This is a genomic window from Domibacillus sp. A3M-37 (assembly GCF_024213455.1).
Classification (GTDB): domain Bacteria; phylum Bacillota; class Bacilli; order Bacillales; family Domibacillaceae; genus Domibacillus; species Domibacillus tundrae.
Genome location: NZ_JANAVL010000023.1, coordinates 22,696 through 38,136, shown reverse-complemented (window position 1 = coordinate 38,136; position 15,441 = coordinate 22,696). Strand labels below are relative to the sequence as shown.

General features: G+C 37.9%; 20 protein-coding genes and 1 pseudogene. 10 read left to right on the top strand and 11 right to left on the bottom strand.

Annotated features, from left to right (window positions below):
- The first annotated feature begins 405 nt into the window (after positions 1 to 405).
- Entirely contained in the window at positions 406 to 1,326 is a 921-nt protein-coding gene (locus NLX67_RS20050; RefSeq protein ID WP_254313198.1) for a DMT family transporter, read from the top strand.
- A gap of 356 nt (positions 1,327 to 1,682) precedes the next feature.
- Here the strand turns inward: NLX67_RS20050 and NLX67_RS20045 are convergent, their stop codons facing one another.
- Complete coding sequence (locus NLX67_RS20045; protein ID WP_254313197.1) at positions 1,683 to 2,564, bottom strand: DMT family transporter; 882 nt, start codon at positions 2,562 to 2,564, stop codon at positions 1,683 to 1,685.
- A 106-nt stretch (positions 2,565 to 2,670) separates the two neighbouring features.
- Here NLX67_RS20045 and NLX67_RS20040 point away from each other — a divergent pair.
- Positions 2,671 to 2,851, top strand: a pseudogene (locus tag NLX67_RS20040) (helix-turn-helix domain-containing protein); the annotation flags it as partial.
- Positions 2,852 to 3,263: 412 nt separating this feature from the next.
- Here NLX67_RS20040 and NLX67_RS20035 read toward each other — a convergent pair.
- The 6 genes from NLX67_RS20035 to NLX67_RS20010 all read right to left on the bottom strand — a co-directional run bounded on the left by NLX67_RS20035 (position 3,264) and on the right by NLX67_RS20010 (position 6,582).
- On the bottom strand, positions 3,264 to 3,773 hold the full coding sequence (locus NLX67_RS20035; RefSeq protein ID WP_052728590.1) for a hypothetical protein: 510 nt from the start codon (positions 3,771 to 3,773) through the stop codon (positions 3,264 to 3,266).
- Between the two features lie 210 nt (positions 3,774 to 3,983).
- Positions 3,984 to 4,550, bottom strand: a complete 567-nt coding sequence (locus NLX67_RS20030; RefSeq protein ID WP_254313196.1) for a DUF4256 domain-containing protein — start codon at positions 4,548 to 4,550, stop codon at positions 3,984 to 3,986.
- Positions 4,551 to 4,760: 210 nt separating this feature from the next.
- On the bottom strand, positions 4,761 to 5,102 hold the full coding sequence (locus NLX67_RS20025; protein WP_046180953.1) for a DUF1048 domain-containing protein: 342 nt from the start codon (positions 5,100 to 5,102) through the stop codon (positions 4,761 to 4,763).
- A 1-nt stretch (position 5,103) separates the two neighbouring features.
- Entirely contained in the window at positions 5,104 to 5,442 is a 339-nt protein-coding gene (locus tag NLX67_RS20020; protein WP_254313195.1) for a PadR family transcriptional regulator, read from the bottom strand.
- A gap of 377 nt (positions 5,443 to 5,819) precedes the next feature.
- Entirely contained in the window at positions 5,820 to 6,206 is a 387-nt protein-coding gene (locus NLX67_RS20015; RefSeq protein WP_046180970.1) for a VOC family protein, read from the bottom strand.
- 97 nt (positions 6,207 to 6,303) lie between these two features.
- On the bottom strand, positions 6,304 to 6,582 hold the full coding sequence (locus tag NLX67_RS20010; RefSeq protein ID WP_254313194.1) for an ArsR/SmtB family transcription factor: 279 nt from the start codon (positions 6,580 to 6,582) through the stop codon (positions 6,304 to 6,306).
- A gap of 163 nt (positions 6,583 to 6,745) precedes the next feature.
- Between NLX67_RS20010 and NLX67_RS20005 the strand changes: the two genes are divergently transcribed.
- The 4 genes from NLX67_RS20005 to NLX67_RS19990 all read left to right on the top strand — a co-directional run bounded on the left by NLX67_RS20005 (position 6,746) and on the right by NLX67_RS19990 (position 8,984).
- Positions 6,746 to 7,099 (top strand): hypothetical protein, encoded by a 354-nt coding sequence (locus NLX67_RS20005; protein WP_254313193.1) that lies wholly within the window; start codon positions 6,746 to 6,748, stop codon positions 7,097 to 7,099.
- Positions 7,100 to 7,288: 189 nt separating this feature from the next.
- Positions 7,289 to 7,915, top strand: a complete 627-nt coding sequence (locus tag NLX67_RS20000) for a nitroreductase family protein (protein WP_254313192.1) — start codon at positions 7,289 to 7,291, stop codon at positions 7,913 to 7,915.
- An 87-nt stretch (positions 7,916 to 8,002) separates the two neighbouring features.
- Positions 8,003 to 8,290 carry a tyrosine-type recombinase/integrase gene (locus tag NLX67_RS19995; protein WP_254313200.1) on the top strand — a complete coding sequence of 96 codons (288 nt, stop codon included), beginning with the start codon at positions 8,003 to 8,005 and terminating at the stop codon, positions 8,288 to 8,290.
- Positions 8,291 to 8,675: 385 nt separating this feature from the next.
- Positions 8,676 to 8,984, top strand: a complete 309-nt coding sequence (locus NLX67_RS19990) for a hypothetical protein (protein ID WP_254313191.1) — start codon at positions 8,676 to 8,678, stop codon at positions 8,982 to 8,984.
- A 744-nt stretch (positions 8,985 to 9,728) separates the two neighbouring features.
- On the opposite strand, the gene NLX67_RS19985 is transcribed toward NLX67_RS19990, so the two are convergent.
- From NLX67_RS19985 to NLX67_RS19975, 3 genes are all read right to left on the bottom strand, one after another.
- Positions 9,729 to 10,505, bottom strand: a complete 777-nt coding sequence (locus NLX67_RS19985) for a hypothetical protein (RefSeq protein ID WP_254313190.1) — start codon at positions 10,503 to 10,505, stop codon at positions 9,729 to 9,731.
- 884 nt (positions 10,506 to 11,389) lie between these two features.
- Positions 11,390 to 11,731: a hypothetical protein gene (locus NLX67_RS19980; protein ID WP_254313189.1), complete on the bottom strand. Its 342-nt coding sequence runs from the start codon at positions 11,729 to 11,731 to the stop codon at positions 11,390 to 11,392.
- 169 nt (positions 11,732 to 11,900) lie between these two features.
- A complete protein-coding gene (locus NLX67_RS19975) occupies positions 11,901 to 12,386 on the bottom strand; it encodes a hypothetical protein (RefSeq protein WP_254313188.1) in 486 nt (161 codons plus the stop codon).
- A 125-nt stretch (positions 12,387 to 12,511) separates the two neighbouring features.
- Here NLX67_RS19975 and NLX67_RS19970 point away from each other — a divergent pair, with 125 nt between their 5' ends.
- Genes NLX67_RS19970 through NLX67_RS23340 form a run of 4 tightly spaced genes read left to right on the top strand, consistent with a single transcriptional unit; the run spans position 12,512 to position 14,060 of the window.
- Positions 12,512 to 12,856 (top strand): hypothetical protein, encoded by a 345-nt coding sequence (locus NLX67_RS19970; RefSeq protein ID WP_254313187.1) that lies wholly within the window; start codon positions 12,512 to 12,514, stop codon positions 12,854 to 12,856.
- A gap of 39 nt (positions 12,857 to 12,895) precedes the next feature.
- Complete coding sequence (locus NLX67_RS19965) at positions 12,896 to 13,171, top strand: hypothetical protein (RefSeq protein ID WP_254313185.1); 276 nt, start codon at positions 12,896 to 12,898, stop codon at positions 13,169 to 13,171.
- Positions 13,168 to 13,677 (top strand): tyrosine-type recombinase/integrase, encoded by a 510-nt coding sequence (locus tag NLX67_RS19960; protein WP_254313182.1) that lies wholly within the window; start codon positions 13,168 to 13,170, stop codon positions 13,675 to 13,677. The genes NLX67_RS19965 and NLX67_RS19960 overlap by 4 nt, the downstream gene beginning before the upstream one ends.
- A gap of 5 nt (positions 13,678 to 13,682) precedes the next feature.
- The gene (locus NLX67_RS23340; protein WP_254313199.1) at positions 13,683 to 14,060 is read left to right on the top strand and encodes a tyrosine-type recombinase/integrase; all 378 of its coding nucleotides are present in this window, start codon (positions 13,683 to 13,685) and stop codon (positions 14,058 to 14,060) included.
- Positions 14,061 to 14,827: 767 nt separating this feature from the next.
- Here the strand turns inward: NLX67_RS23340 and NLX67_RS19950 are convergent.
- Positions 14,828 to 15,427: a lytic transglycosylase domain-containing protein gene (locus tag NLX67_RS19950; protein WP_375143428.1), complete on the bottom strand. Its 600-nt coding sequence runs from the start codon at positions 15,425 to 15,427 to the stop codon at positions 14,828 to 14,830.
- Between the last annotated feature and the right edge of the window lie 14 nt (positions 15,428 to 15,441).

Genomic DNA, 15,441 nt, shown 5'->3' with positions numbered 1-15,441 from the left:
TCAGCCTAACAATAAAAAAACCGTTCACCAGCTTCACGTAAGAACCTAAAAAATGCTGTTTACGGCAGTATGTTTTTTGAATGTAGGAAAGCCAAAAACATACAAGGATGAATAAAAACTAGCATATTTTCGGCTTATGATAACTTTGGATATTAAACTAAAGCCCCCGATACTTTAAGTATAATTTTTCACAATCTCCATTCAAATTCAGGTTGATTAATGATTTGGGTCTGTTAGTATTTAATTATTATTGAATCTTATAAGGAGTTGATATTTATGTTTTTAGCACCTTTATTTGAAAATGATGTACCAGTAGCACTCTCCCGCTCTTAATGGAGAGAAAATTTAAATAACTACTTTTCTCCGTAAGGGCATAGCTAGCCTAATAAAACGGAGGGTAAAAACATGAAAAGCACACTTATTGGTTCATTATTTTTAATACTAGCTTCAAGCATTTGGGGAGGTATGTATGTTGTCGTAAAAGTAGTAGTGGCAGTCATACCACCATTAGAACTTGTATGGATGCGTTATCTTATCGCACTTGTTGCGTTAGTATTCATTGGACTTCTTACCAAACAAAAATGGAAAATTAAAAGGAAGCATATAGGGCTTATAATTGCAATTTCGATTGTAGGATACGTCATTTCTATCGTTACCCAAGAAACAGGTACCATGCTTTCTAGTGCACAAATGGGAGCGATTATCACTGCTACAACACCAGCATTCATGGTTGTGTTTGCTAGTTTAATTCTTAAAGAACGATTAACTTTTAAGAAAGCTATTTCTGTAAGCTTAGCGACTATTGGTGTTATTATTATCGTTGGAATTGATGATATTAACATGTCTAGTATGCTAGGAGGAATCTCACTTACCATAGCTGCGTTTACATGGGCATTAATGTCTGTTCTTGTAAAATGCTTACCAAGTGATTATTCACAAATCGTGGTAAATACCTATGCTGCTTTAATTGCTTTTGTTGTTTTAACTCCTTTTGTTATCACAAGATTACCTAAATTAAACATTAATGAATTAACCAATCCTGCCATATGGGGAGGATTGCTATATTTAGGGATAGTATCAACAGCTATTGCATTTCTATTGTGGAATCGTGGTCTACAAATGCTAAATGCCTCTGGTGGAGGAGTTTTCTTTTTTTTCCAACCTGTTGTTGGAACATTATTAGGATGGTTAATACTAGGCGAGACCATTAGTATAACCTTTTGGTTAGGTTCCATTTTAATCCTTTTCGGGGTGTTAATAGTTATTAAAGATAGCCAAAAAGAACAAAATCATTCTTTATCCCAACAACAAACAGAAAAATGTTAGGCAGTATTACCATGCAACATTCAACTGAAGATTGCAGATTTTAATTCAGGGGTTTTAGTGATGGGAGTTTATTCAGAACAAGGTGTTGTTCTGAATAAACTCAGCAAAGAGTAAAAAAGGTGACCGTTTAAGATAATTCCCAAGAACACAAATGATACATTCATTTGTGTTCTTTTTTTATTGTTCTTTCACTAACCTGCCTCTTAGTTGAGGTAGAAAAAAGACCGACTGGAACAGCAGCCGGTTTTTAAACTCTTGCGACCGATAGTTGAACAAGGGAGTCATTTTAAAAGAATTCTTCTAATAAATGTTCCTCAATTTAATCTATTCTCGTACCGCCAATTAATCTCTATTGTTTATTCATTATTTCTTTGCTGTAGTAAAAATAATGCTAGACCGATTAAAATGAATGCGATACCCATACCTTGTTGTAATGAAATGACCTCATCCAAAATGAAATAAGCGAGGATACAAGTTCCAATTGTTTCTCCTAATATACTCATTGAAATAATTGAAGTACTTAGCCATTTCAACAACCAATTGAAAATTGTTTGCCCTAAAATTGTTGCAATAAACGCTAATCCAATAAAGGACCACCATGTTGGTACAGAATAATTGAAGAAGGGCGTTTGCTGACTAAAGGCAAAAACACCTAAAAGTAATGTACTGCTCCCATAACCAATAACTGAATATGGGATAAGAGATAGCCTTTTACGAACATGCTGGCCAATGAAGAAGTAGGCTGTTATGATGCCTGCCGCAATAAAAGCAAGTATATCGCCAAATAATGCCTGTCCACTAATTTGAAAATCTTGCCATCCAATGACAATGCTTCCGGCAATCGCGATGAGACAGCCTGTTATAGCCCCTTTGCTGAAGCGCTCTTTGAATAGAAAATAGCCGCCAACCAACGAAAAGAGTGGCTGTAAGGTGACGATAACCGTCGAGCTTGCTACAGATGTGTAATTTAATGATTCAAACCACAATACATAATGGGCTGCTAGAAATACGCCTGACAATAATCCAAGTCCCCATTGTTTTTTTGACAACAAACGTAATTCTTGTCGGTTCTTTTTATTAACTAATAAAAATGGCAAAAGCATTACTGCTGCAAAAAGCATCCGATAAAATGCTGTAATTGTCGCAGGTGCATCTGCTAATTTCACAAAGATCGCTGAAGTCGATAATGCAAATACACCCAAAAATAAAGCCATGTAAGAAATAAGTGGTGATTTCAATTCTGTTTCCCCCTAGATGTCTGTTTACAATAATAAAATTAATACATTATAATGCACAAACATAAGTGTAAAATATTTATGTAATCGATAAAAGTACTAATTCTCCATGTTTAGTATGTCAGCACAAAATGAATGAAACATACATTATTTTAGAAAGGATCTTTACTATGAACAATCATCGCATCGGGCAAACGGTATTAAATTATCGTAAAAAGAATGGTATGACAATTCGTGAGTTCGCCGAATATGCAGGAATTAGCACTTCACTTATTAGCCAAATAGAAAAATGTTAAACACCGATTTTTGAACAAGAGTGATGAACCGAATCATATTTTATTCGTACTAACTCCATCATTAGTTTAAATAGCCCCTCCCCATGTAAGTATTAAAAGAAAGAGTGACTTCAACCACTAAAAAGGGGGCTATTCCAAAAATCGATCAAATATCGACTTTTGGAACAGCCCCGTAAAACGATTCGACTTTATTTCAAACCTATGTTCACAATCTATTCTAAACTTTAACATAGACATCCAATTTTCTTTAAAGGTGTTATTCAACAATCTGGTCCAATTGTTGAATAAAGGTCAAAGAGCACTATTCAACTAACCTGCTGCTTTAGTAGGAAGAAAAAAGACCGGCTAGAACAGCAGCCGGCTCTTAAACTCTTGCACCCATTAATTGAAAGAATATTTATGCCTCTCAGATAATTGTGTGCTTGAAATTTGGTCCTTCTTCTCTTTTTTTGATTATTAAATTCTCATCGAATCCATTACATATGGCGAAATATCCATCATTCAAGTGAAGCCCTATACCAGCTAAATAATAATCCGATGCGTTTGTTTCACGTCTTTCAATAATTTCAATCCCAATCACTCTTTTACCAATAGCAAAATTGAGTTCTTCTAGCTTGTTCTTTTCCCAATTAAGTTTTAAATCTGACCCATACCAAGAAAGATCTTGGGAAACAAGGATTTTATCAAACGTAATAGCGTATTCGTTCGTTTTATATACACATAATTCTAATTGGCCATCTTCAAAACAGATAATAACAGGACAATCGTTAAACCATTCATCTTCATCTTGCGCCCAAACAATCCATATTTCTTTTACATTTTTACCAATCAGAGCTTCAAGTTTAGTTCTATGGTCTTCTATGATATTAGATGGGTTGGTATACATTTTAGGATTGTAATTTTTAATTCCGAGCATAAACAAATTCACCTTTTCATAATGGAGTAATAATTTTAGACCATTTTATCATCTCTTGTTCAACTAACCTGCACGTTAACTGAATAAGAAAAGGCTGCCGAAATGACAGCCGAGATATTAAATAAAAGCCCCCGATAGTTGAAGAATGAAATTAAAGCCTTTCCCTAGATGATCTTTTTTCAAATTCAAATTTAGCTCTCTGTGCAACATTTAGACCCTTAGTAAGCCACGGAAACCCCTTGCAGCATAGTAAGATTCTGCTCCATTGTGGTACATAAAGACCGTGTCGTAGCGGCGATCACAAAAGAGGGCCCCGCCGAGTTTTCTAATATTAGCAGGTGTTTGCACCCAGCTCGACGTTTTCATATCAAAGTTTTCAAGTTTCTGCAGCTCCCGGTATTGTTCTTCCGTTAAAAGTTCAATGCCCATGGCAGCTGCCATATCAATAGCGCTATTTTCTGGTTTGTGTTTTTTTCTTGACTCCAGCGCTTCACGGTCGTAACAAACACTTCTGCGGCCTTTAGGACTTTCCGCTGAACAATCATAAAAAATGTATTCTCCCATCTTCTTATCATAGCCAACAACATCCGGTTCACCGCCAGTTCCTTCCATTTCATTGAGCGACCACATTTTTTCAGTATTAGCTTCGAACTTAGCCTGCACTTTAGCCCATTCAAGACCTTTATGGCGGTTCATGTTTTTCTCAAAACGGGCTTTCAAAGTTCTGATTAGTTCTTCACGTTGTTCCAGAGACAACTCCTTATCTCTCTTCGTCATATTAGTTTCCCCCTTACTGTTTTTACTCATAATGGTTTAAGGACTAAACTGCTCCGTTAGCTGAATAGGAAAAGGCTGCCGAAATGACAGCCGAGGTATTAAACAAAAGCCCCCGTTAGCTAAAGTACATTGTTTCACAAACTTTTGTAAATTTGGAGTTATAGTCTCGATTTTATGACATTCATTGAACCAAGCATTAGGATTTTATCGTTAGCCACGACCAATGGTATCGTTCAACTTCTTGCGATACTTATCCTTCCAAGTTTTCTCATCCTTCACTAGGTCGTCGCAGAAAGCAGCCACGTCCTCGCCCGTAAGGTCAGTGACTTTCTTGCCTTCCGCTGCTCCTTCTTCGAAGAGGTCGAGAATGCCGTAAAAGATACGGCTGCTGTCCTTCCAGTCGGTGGGACCACCACCAGCAGTCCACATATATTTTTGGATAGCTTTGTAAGCGTTTCGGTACTCACTTGGAAGTGCCTTCGCACGTGCCTCCATCGCCCTCCATTCCCGCTTGTCATCCAGACTTCCGATAATTTTTTCGAAAATATTCATTTTACTTCTCTCCTTTCATTTTTTTAATTTTGAGTTCGTTAATTTTGCTTGAGACAAAACCCCATTTTTCCCAAAAAACCCCGAGTTTCTCTTGACCTTCTGCGTTGAGTGTGTAAAATTTTCTCGGCGGTCCCACAGTGGATGGCTTTTTCTCTATGTCCACCAGATTGTTTTTCTCAAGCCGCATGGTAATGGTATAAACTGTGCCTTCAACCACATCAGTGAAACCGAGTTCTCGCAGTTGTTGCGTGATTTCATAGCCGTAAGTTTCGCCACGGCTAATGATTTCAAGCACACAACCCTCAAGCACCCCTTTCAGCATTTCCGTGATATTTTCCAAATGTTTTTCCCCCATTTGTATTTCACTTATATTTTTAGTACTTTGTAGCACCGGTATTCGGTATTACTTATTACCGGTATATAGTATCGCATAGTAGCATCGTCTGTCAAGAATGAAAAAGCTATTATCTTCTTGAATAATCCTGCCCTTTAGTTAATGAAGAAAAAAGACCGGCTGGAACAGCAGCCGGTTCTTTAACTCTTGCACCCGATAGTTTAAGTGAACCTTTTCACAAATCTATACCTTAAATATGTAAAACCCCGTCCCAAAATTACGGACAGGGTTAACATAAAGTTGTTTAATTTTTAAACTAACACTTCACCGGTCTTAATCATACCCATAGTGTCGTCTAGAATCTAGGTTCTTTCTTCATAACGTTACTTCTTCTCTATCATCTGAATAAGGTTTCCGCATGTATCGTCGAAGACAGCTATTGTGACTTCGCCCATTTCTGTTGGCTCCATAGTAAACTTTACGGCTTTTTCTACTAGTCGTTTGTACTCTTTGCGAATATCTGCAACCCCAAACATTGTTACTGGAATGCCATCAGCAAATAACTTCTGCTGATACTCTTTGGCAGCAGGGTGGTCATTAGGTTCGAGTAAAAGCTCGGTACCGTCTTGTTCATCAGGAGAAACAAGCGTTATCCACCTATATGCTCCACTGGGAACGTCATGCTTTTTTACAAAGCCCAGCGTTTTTGTATAAAACTCTAGTGCTTTGTCTTGATCTTGAACAAATATACTAGTAATAATGATCTTCATCATGTTTTGGCCTCCTTTGATAAATGCGAGGTATGGTTCTCTTCTAACAATCTGGCTACAAATAGAAAAACTCATACATTCGTCATTAGTAATAAAATTAATCTACCCATCCTTTCAGCAAATTTTTAAGTGGTTCTTTGTTAAACATAAGTACTCGATATTTTCCCTTTCGTTTTGATATTACGAGCCCTGCATCTTCCAATACATTTAGATGTTTAGCGATTGCCTGTCTCGAAATAGAAAGGTTGTGTTTCATAACGAGACGTGCCGTTAGTTCATACAACGTCAGCTCGTTACGTTCGGTAAGTTCATCTAATATAACCCGCCGAGTCGCATCGCCAAGTGCTTTGAATATAGCGTCTTTGTTCCAATCCATATGTCGATTATATGCAACTATACGGTTGCTTGTCAAACATAAGCAACTGTTTGGTTGCGTGATGAAGGAAACTATATCATACATCCCTTAAAATCACGAGCTCCAGCCGTTGATCGAGCTGGTGGGCTATGAAGATACCGCACGCAAACTGGAGGTCAAAACGTTGATCCAGTACCTGGTGACGGCTGCCGCCTGTGAATGGAAAAGCCTGCGCTACTGCGCAGATGTTGGGTCAACGGCAGGTCTTGTCGATGTCCATTATTCGACGTTATCAAAAAAGCTTGGGCAGCTGGATTACACCTTGATGAAACAGGTTTTTGCCCTCATTGTCGGTAAATGCAACCGGGTCACACGCCGGACGCTTAAGATTCCAAACCAGCTGCTACTCGTTGATTCAACGACGGTGACCGTCGGAAAAAACGCGCCTGCCGTGGGCCGTCTACCACGGAGAGCGATCCGGCATCAAGCTTCATGTGAGCTTTTCGGTGGAAACTCATATGCCCCTTCATGTCATTGAAACGATCGGCTTAAAGCACGATGCACCCGTTGGCCGCTGGAATGGCAGGCAGAAATGGCCTTGTTTCTGCATCATTATTTTGAGGTTCACTGGAAGAAAACTGTATGATTCTGGCTAATCAACACGCGTGTATTTTTCTTTTAAAATGGTTATCCTAACTGAGTAAATTCGATAAAGAGGATGATTAACATGATGCGCAAAACAACTACAGAACAAACAATTTCCGTTCAAGAAGCCATTGAATCACGGCGCAGTATTCGTAAGTTCATACAGCAACCAATTGACCAACAACATCTTCAAAACATTTTTGAGCTTGTGCAGCTGTCCCCAAGTGCATGGAATCTTCAGCCATGGCGTTTTCATGTGGTAACAGATGTTAATTTGAAGAAAAAGCTTGAAGAAGCTGCCTATGGTCAAAAACAGGTTACATCAGCTCCAGCAGTAATTGTCGTAACTAGTGATATGGAAGATGTGCTTACAAATATTGGTGACACCGTTCATCCGGGTCTTTCTGAAGAGCAAAAACAAGAAGAAGTAGCGAATTTATCAGCATTCTTTAATGGTATGAGTGTTGAAGACCGCGGCCAATGGGGTTTAAATCAAACCAACATTGCATTTGGTATCCTCATGACAGCTGTTCAGGGATATGGATATGCGAGTAATCCCATGCTGGGCTTCGACCAAGACAAAGTAAGAGATTTATTAAATCTTCCTAAACATGTGCAATTCGCAGGAATCCTCCCTATAGGAAAGCCTGACGGTGAGGGATATCCTCATCACCGCTTTGCTCTAGAAAAGATTGTTAAATTTCATTGAGTTCATATTACAAAAGAAAGAAAAGGAGTTGGACTTTTGTTCTTACTCCTTTTTTTTTTGAGAAGTTACACTGACTTAGACTTGGTTATGTGCACAGAGATAGGTAAACCTATTAACCCAAGAAACCTTTTACGTATTTTCAAAATATTGACTGAAGAGGCAGACTTACCTCATATTCGTTTTCATGACTTGAGACATACACACGCTGCCTTAATGATCTTTCAAAATGAACCAATGAAGTTGATCGCTGAAAGACTTGGACATAGCAAAATCACGACTACAATGGATACGTACGGTCATTTATTGCCCAACATGCAGCAGGATGCATCTGACCGCTTGGATCAAACGATTTTTGGTTCTTCATCACCATATTAATTGTTGCCAAACGGATGCCACGGTTAAAAAACTACAAAAAAAGACCACCTCCGAAGAAGTGGCCTTTTGTAGAGAAACCGTGTTCCTGACGCTCTCTCAGGGGTTTTAACACCCTATGATTCCTACTGGGTTCGAACCAGCGACCTCTACCCTGTCAAAGCGAAAGAAGCAGCATTCCTAATTTTAAATGTGATAGGTCTTATCTAAATCATTTGAAAAACGCTGATTTAACAAGGTTTATGGATTTTTAATTTGTGCAGGTTTTACCTGCTAAATCGAAGGGCACCGTTTCGGCACCAAAAATGGCACCACAATAAATCCCCTCTAAATAGTGATATGACAAGCTTCTTCTATAAGATAATTTATCAAAACGGAGGGTATCAATATGCCTTGGGGTGTTAAGACATTGAAAATATTAGGTGAGGGTCTTGTTCAAGAATCTGATTTAACCAGCTTCGAGTTTCCCTTAGGTCACTATGAAGACTATATCGTACTTGACGAGAAACATAGAGAAATAATAAAAGTTGTAATCTTTCCTACGTCCTTATTTGAGGAAAAATTTTATGGTAAAGAAAATGACTTTTACACCATGCATTTTATTAAATTCGAACATGGCATTCCTGAATTCATTAAAGAGCAAGATTGTAGAAGGGTGAGAAGCTACCGCCCAACTCAGGTATGTATTCACCCCTAATTATCAAAGGCTCTGTTAAAGCCTAGTGTTGATAAAAGCCTTATTTCCTGTGATACGCTATTTGGACGAACTATTGATTAAATGTCTGCAAGTTAATCACTCAATATCCAATTAGCGTATAATTATTAGCAGACTGTAGGACGACTTAGAAATATCTGAAATTTTGTTATCCTAAATAGAAAGAGGTTATAAAAGTATGGATAAACTAATGTTTTTTTATACGCGTTTATTATTCAATTTGTTTTTGGACTTTGTGTGATTATTAATCTAAACCAAAATACGAATCGGTCTTTCAGTGAACTAAGCGGTGAAGAACTTACAAAATCTATTATCATTGGAGTTTTAGGGCTTACTGCGCTTATTTTGTTCCGTGATGCTTATAATGTAAGATTTAAAGAAATTTCAAAAAGAGCGAGAATAACATTATCTTTTTTTTCATTATTTGTTTCAGTTATCATAGCAGTCTTACTTGTTGGTGATTATTTGATAAGTTAAAAGAATTTAATAAATAATATTAGTCAACTGTTACTCAATATTTTAAAAAACATTAAATACCAACAGCAAACTTTAACAGATCCTTATTTAAAAATGCTGGTTTTTTCATTTTTGTATATAGAAACACTATACAATAAGTTCATTCAAACATGAAAGGATGTTTTTGTATGAACGCAGCAGACCCCTTGACACTCCCACGCCTGCAGTGGTCTTTCCTGTTTAGAAAATATATAAACGCTGCCAAAATACCTACTTTTCTTTCACCAACTTATATCCCTTCTGCTTCATAATATGCTGCAGCCCCTGTTTAAAGGATTGAAAGGTGGGGACATCAAAGCTTATTTGTTTTTGAACGATAGACTGCGCCATCTTCGCTCCAATTCCAACAAAGAAAACCTGGACCCCCATTAATCCTAATGCATTCACCAGATTGCGCAGCCCAACCACTTCAAAAGGCTCTAAAGAGTACTGAAACGATGTAAAGTCGAAAATCATTGTCGTTGTGCGGTGTTCTGAACAATAGGTCAAACTTTTTATTTGCATGGTTTCCAGCCTTTCTGCTGTTAATCTTCCGGTTACGGGCACAAGATTAACGGAATCAATAATCGTATTGAGGATAGGTGCATCAATTTCTTGCAATAATTCCTTTCCTTCTTTAATGATATCTTCATATTCTGTAACATCTTTCCACGTAAGGATGAACCCGCATCGTCTTCCTGTTTCCTCTTTTATCTCGTCAACCATAATACTTGCCGCAAACCTTTTAAATAGCGTGATTCTGGCGACATGTGGAAACGGTCCTTCTCTTAAGATTTTCATCTGTTTTTCTCCATGGAAACGGGAAATATTCATCCCGATGAAGTCATTAGGATTCGGCATCTTAACAAAAGGGCCAACCTTCAATAGCAACTCTTTTGCCCTTTCATTGATCCAAATAATCTGTTGGTCTGCATTCGTGATAAAGATGTTTTCATCGATTTTATTTAGTAGTTGGTAGGTATTCACCTTATCTAAAATATCCGCCATTATTAAGCACCCCACTTTCTTCACGTCTTTAGGATAATAAAATTTCCTTAACTATACAATCCTTTTATCGGCTTCTGGCTGGATTTTATGAATCCCTCATGTTGCTTCATTCCGATTCCTGTTTTATTGTAAAAATTTTCAACAAGATTAAAAAACATTCATTAAACAGGGGGCACAAATTAGTCTGCGCCCCCTGATGATCCATAAAAAATGCAATCGGTCTCTTTTATTTTTTGGCTCTGTTAAAGTCTAATGTTGATAAAATCCGTATTGGTTTATGGGACGCTATATGGACGAACTGCTGAGTAACAATTCTTCATAATTGTCCTAGATCACTTTTGTTTGTTTCATCATATTATGTGAGTACTTATCTAATAAAGGAGTGAAATCGTATGCCGCCACAATCTCCTCCTCCACCATTCATTCCAACAAAGCCTGTTTCCGGATCTTATATGATAGACTGTGTATTTCAAAACACTTATATTTGGCTTAGAAATGGGGAAAGTTTCTGGTTTTATCCAACTCGCGTTGAGTATGGTGAAGTTTCTGGATATAGATGGAATGGTGTATTCTGGTTATTTTACGGTATTGACCCAAGGTTAGTTGATACTCTTGTCTGCTATCCTACCCCTACCCTTTACTAAAGAAAATCTCCTTGTGGAAAGTAACAACCACAAGGCTTTTTTATTTGTAGTTACCGAAAAAACCTTTTACTCAACAGTAGCGGTCAACTAATGCTTAATGGTTTGGAAACCTTCAAATATCAACAGCCAACTTTAACAGAGCCTTATCAAAAAACACGCCATTAGTTGACGTGTTAAAAACAAGAATTTTCGTTACTAATTCTCTTCCTAAGCTTAGATATTTTCATCTTGTCAAACACCCTACTTCCTGTTTGCATAGCTTCTTGCTGATGTAGAAGGAGAAAATTTTATTTTGTGCTTTCCTTCTAGTTCCTTCTTTGCTTTTTCAGTTAGTTCCATTCCCTGTCTATTATGCTCTACTTCAAGTTCGATTCCGTTGGGCAGCAGCTTGTCTTTATCCCAATCAATCCATTCTCCATATCTTGTCATCCAAGCCCAAAGTTCTTCTTTTAATCTCTCCGAAATTGAAATTTCATCTATATCAAGGTTACTGCCACAATGGCTACACCATATAGGATCACCACCCATATCTCCTTCAATTATCAACTTATAAGGTGTTTTTTGTTCACAAGAGCATCCCATTCTCTTCAAGCTCCTTCACATTCAAGTTTTACTGAACGACTTGTCATAATTTAAACGTGTCAAAGTCCTTCTCAATTTCTTCGGCTGTAATTCCAATATAATCTATAGTGATGGCTAGATTTAACTTTGGTTTTATCATAGGAGCGGAACAAGAAATACTTTTTGATTTTTATGTCCTTTGTTTCAATCTGTCAATTGCTTTTAGTATTTCCTTTCGATTCTTCGATAGTTTCATCCATTTTGGTAATCTGCTCTCGATACTAAGATAATATAATTGAGCTGGTCTGATATTTTTTTGAATATATTCTTCTATATCGGTAAGGTGCTCAAAGTTAAAAAACCAAATTGTATGCCCACAACATTGGGTTTGTAAATACAATGGAAAACCAAAGTACCAATCCACACCTTGTTTCTCATCAAACAGTTCAAAATTAAATGACCATAAGCCATCCCACTGTCTTTTTGGATGAATATCCTTTACAAAGCCACATTTCTCACATAGAAATCGTTTTGATTCATGTCCTAGAACTCTCGCTTCACCTCGACCTAATGCGTTAATGGGGGTGAAAATTTTTGAACAACTGTTACACTTAGGACAATGAACTAAAAACAAATCTGAATAAGCCAGCAGGCTGTTACCAACTTCGTTTAACATGAACATTTCTCTCCTTCCTTTTCCTGTATAGCTAGACTATGTATTTAAACTATTTTATCACCATCAAGATATATTTTTCCTTATCCGTTTAACAAGAAAGCATAATAACAAGGCAGGTGATCTTTATGGAAACAAGAAAAGAAGCTAAAACAATTAGAAAGAAGAAATTAGAGGAATTAGACATAACGGACTTTAAACTTCTCCCCTCCGCTAAACCTCCACTCTTTCACGGATACACAGTTAGAAAAACTGTTAGCGATCATCTCTGGCGAAAGAAACTGCGCCCTTTTGTATTGGAGCAGCATGGGAAAAAATGTTCCATTTGTAGCTGGACACCTAAACATGAAAGTGAGATGAAACGCCTTCACTTGCACGAAATAGAAGAATACGATTTTGACAATAAGGTATGTCATTTAATCGGTATTCAACTCATTTGTTGGAAGTGTCACTCATTCCAACATATTGTGTGAACTAAATCAGTATCGACAAAGGAACAGTGGGAGGATTTGATGCTGCATTTCATTCACGTAAATGGCTGCCCTGCCGAAATTGTAAACGAATTTGACTTAGTAGTAACGAAAGCACTACAACAAGAAAATATTAGAGAAAAGCCTTTAAAAACACAATCATTAGAAGAAATGTTTGAGTTAGCAGCAAAACCTGCAAGGTTTACTATAAATCCTTCCCTTCCATTCGCAGAAGAATTGAAGAAGCAGTTGAACCATCTAAGCAAACTTACGGCGATTACATGCACTTCTGGCTCAGTGTCAAGGGGCATGAAATGAGTATTCAAACTATAAAAGCATATCAATCATATTTGAATAATCATATCGCTTCTTCTTTAGGATCGTTACCGCTCGCTTCAATGACACCCATGCACATTCAAAGTTTTGTGGGGGAATTAAGAAATAAAGGGTTGTCAGAATGGACGGTTAAACGAATCTTCAATGTGGTGAATGCTTCTCTCAATGCAGCTGTCAAAATGGAGCTTATTAAGAAAAATCCCGCTTCAGCTACTGAAAAGCCTAAGGTGTCTGTGAAAGAAACTAATGCTATCTGGAGCATTTGTCAGGTATCTTCATTTCTTAAACATTCCGCTCCCAGTTCTTATCACATTGCTTATCTGCTTGCAATAACAACAGGCATGAGACAAGGAGAAATCTTAGGGTTACGCTGGAAAGATATAGACTTTGAAAATGAATGTCTTTTCATAAGACAAACTCTCACACATGATGGAAAAGTATTAAAAAAAGGCGCAAAGAGTAAAGCCGGTAACCGTTCAATAGCTTAGACACGATCACCCTTTCAGTTCTCAAACAGCAAAAAAAGCAGTTTGCGACTACTAAACTTAAACTTGGTTCGGCTTATGCAGACCATGATCTTGTCGTTTGTTCGCCGAATGGGAATCCAATTAATCCAAGAAATCTGCTTCGATCATTTTACAACTTGCTTGAAAAGACGAATCTTCCTAAAATCCGCTTTCATGACTTACGACATACTCACGCCAGTCTTATGTTACAGCAAGGAGAAAACATTAAATTAATATCCGAGCGGTTAGGTCATAGCAGCGTAAAAATTACATTGGATACCTACTCGCATGTTTTGCCTAACATGCAGCAGGATGCATCTGACCGCTTGGATCAAACGATTTTTGGTTCTTCATCACCATATTAATTGTTGCCAAACGGATACCACGGTTAAAAAACTACAAAAAAAAGACCACCTCCGAAGTAGTGATCTTTTGTAGAGAAACCGTGTTCCTGACGCTCTCTCGAAGGGTTTTAACACCCAATGATTCCTACTGGGTTCGAACCAGCGACCTCTACCCTGTCAAGGTAGAGCTCTCACTCGCCAGATGATAATCGTGCCCATTCTGCTTAGTCCTTCCCCAGTTTTTATTTAACCTTCAAGCCTTATAGCTGCTACTATTTCTTATTAAAGTGAAAGATCATCCAGGTAGCAGTGCATGTCTTAGGATCGGTCCAGTTTCGTATATTCTCCTTAACAACCAGTTGAATGAGCAACAGAAATGGCAGGCTCAAGCTTTTGTCTATCATTGGAACAGATTTCAAAAAATTTCTACTCCTAAATATGAGGATGGTGTGAACGAAAACTAGCTCATGCCCTCAGAATTACGCCTATTTATCACCGGAGCAAAAGAATTTGAAACCATTAGCCAACTACAGTTTAATCCTTCTCCTGGCGTACACAGGGCTCCATAGAGGCGAATTCCTTGGACTTACCAATACCCTTGATTCAAAAAAGAAAAGAGTCTCCGTAAAGCGGACAAGAGACTCTTACGGGGCCCATTCGCCCAAAAAGAAAAATAGTTATCGATCGGTCTTAGAGGACGATATTATTTTTCAGCAGAAGGTTTTTATAAGATACCGACTACTATAATAAAAAAGAACAATAAAATCCGCCGGGTTTCCGGCGGATTTTTATTGTTCCTGTTTCGTGTACTCGTCTACATAATATAAGATATCAGCCACATATTGATCGCTTTTGTTATACGCAAAAATCGCCCGTTCAACGTCGCCGTCCGCTGCGCCATTTTCGCTTAAATAATGAGCTGCACTGTAAATGGCATCTTCTGCATTAAATGGGTCTGATTTGCCGTCTTTGTTCCCATCTACACCGTATCCTCCGTATTTTGCGATAACGTTTGGATCTGTTTTTTCCGCTTCAGGAATATTACCTTCACCGAGACCGCGGCAGGTCGGGTGTTCCCATCCAACAAATGTGCATGGCATAAACTGCATCGGCCCTTCTGCACCAACTGGAGAAATCATCGGGTCCATCGTGGAGAATTTTGTTTCTACCCTGTGATGCGCCGCCAGAAGCTCCCATTGAATTCCGTATTCTGCTGCTGCAGCTTTATAAATGGGAATATATTCTTCAGGAATCGATTTAGACTGCAGAAATTTTGGCGTTTTGTCCGTCATTGAAAAAACGGCCAGCAAAAGAACGGCTGCAAATAAAAATGGAACCGCCAGACAGCCGTATGCCCGTTTTTTCAGTTTTCTTCTTTTTTTTGCCATGATATTTTTAACTC

Bases quoted from the DNA above. Each gene is read 5' to 3' on its own strand.
- NLX67_RS20050 (WP_254313198.1), top strand. From the start codon at position 406: ATGAAAAGCACACTTATTGGTTCATTATTTTTAATACTAGCTTCAAGC.
- NLX67_RS20035 (WP_052728590.1), bottom strand. From the start codon at position 3,773: ATGCTCGGAATTAAAAATTACAATCCTAAAATGTATACCAACCCATCT.
- NLX67_RS20030 (WP_254313196.1), bottom strand. From the start codon at position 4,550: ATGACGAAGAGAGATAAGGAGTTGTCTCTGGAACAACGTGAAGAACTA.
- NLX67_RS20025 (WP_046180953.1), bottom strand. From the start codon at position 5,102: ATGAATATTTTCGAAAAAATTATCGGAAGTCTGGATGACAAGCGGGAA.
- NLX67_RS20015 (WP_046180970.1), bottom strand. From the start codon at position 6,206: ATGAAGATCATTATTACTAGTATATTTGTTCAAGATCAAGACAAAGCA.
- NLX67_RS20010 (WP_254313194.1), bottom strand. From the start codon at position 6,582: ATGGATTGGAACAAAGACGCTATATTCAAAGCACTTGGCGATGCGACT.
- NLX67_RS20000 (WP_254313192.1), top strand. From the start codon at position 7,289: ATGATGCGCAAAACAACTACAGAACAAACAATTTCCGTTCAAGAAGCC.
- NLX67_RS19995 (WP_254313200.1), top strand. From the start codon at position 8,003: ATGTGCACAGAGATAGGTAAACCTATTAACCCAAGAAACCTTTTACGT.
- NLX67_RS19990 (WP_254313191.1), top strand. From the start codon at position 8,676: ATGCCTTGGGGTGTTAAGACATTGAAAATATTAGGTGAGGGTCTTGTT.
- NLX67_RS19985 (WP_254313190.1), bottom strand. From the start codon at position 10,505: ATGGCGGATATTTTAGATAAGGTGAATACCTACCAACTACTAAATAAA.
- NLX67_RS19980 (WP_254313189.1), bottom strand. From the start codon at position 11,731: ATGGGATGCTCTTGTGAACAAAAAACACCTTATAAGTTGATAATTGAA.
- NLX67_RS19975 (WP_254313188.1), bottom strand. From the start codon at position 12,386: ATGTTAAACGAAGTTGGTAACAGCCTGCTGGCTTATTCAGATTTGTTT.
- NLX67_RS19970 (WP_254313187.1), top strand. From the start codon at position 12,512: ATGGAAACAAGAAAAGAAGCTAAAACAATTAGAAAGAAGAAATTAGAG.
- NLX67_RS19965 (WP_254313185.1), top strand. From the start codon at position 12,896: ATGCTGCATTTCATTCACGTAAATGGCTGCCCTGCCGAAATTGTAAAC.
- NLX67_RS19960 (WP_254313182.1), top strand. From the start codon at position 13,168: ATGAGTATTCAAACTATAAAAGCATATCAATCATATTTGAATAATCAT.
- NLX67_RS19950 (WP_375143428.1), bottom strand. From the start codon at position 15,427: ATGGCAAAAAAAAGAAGAAAACTGAAAAAACGGGCATACGGCTGTCTG.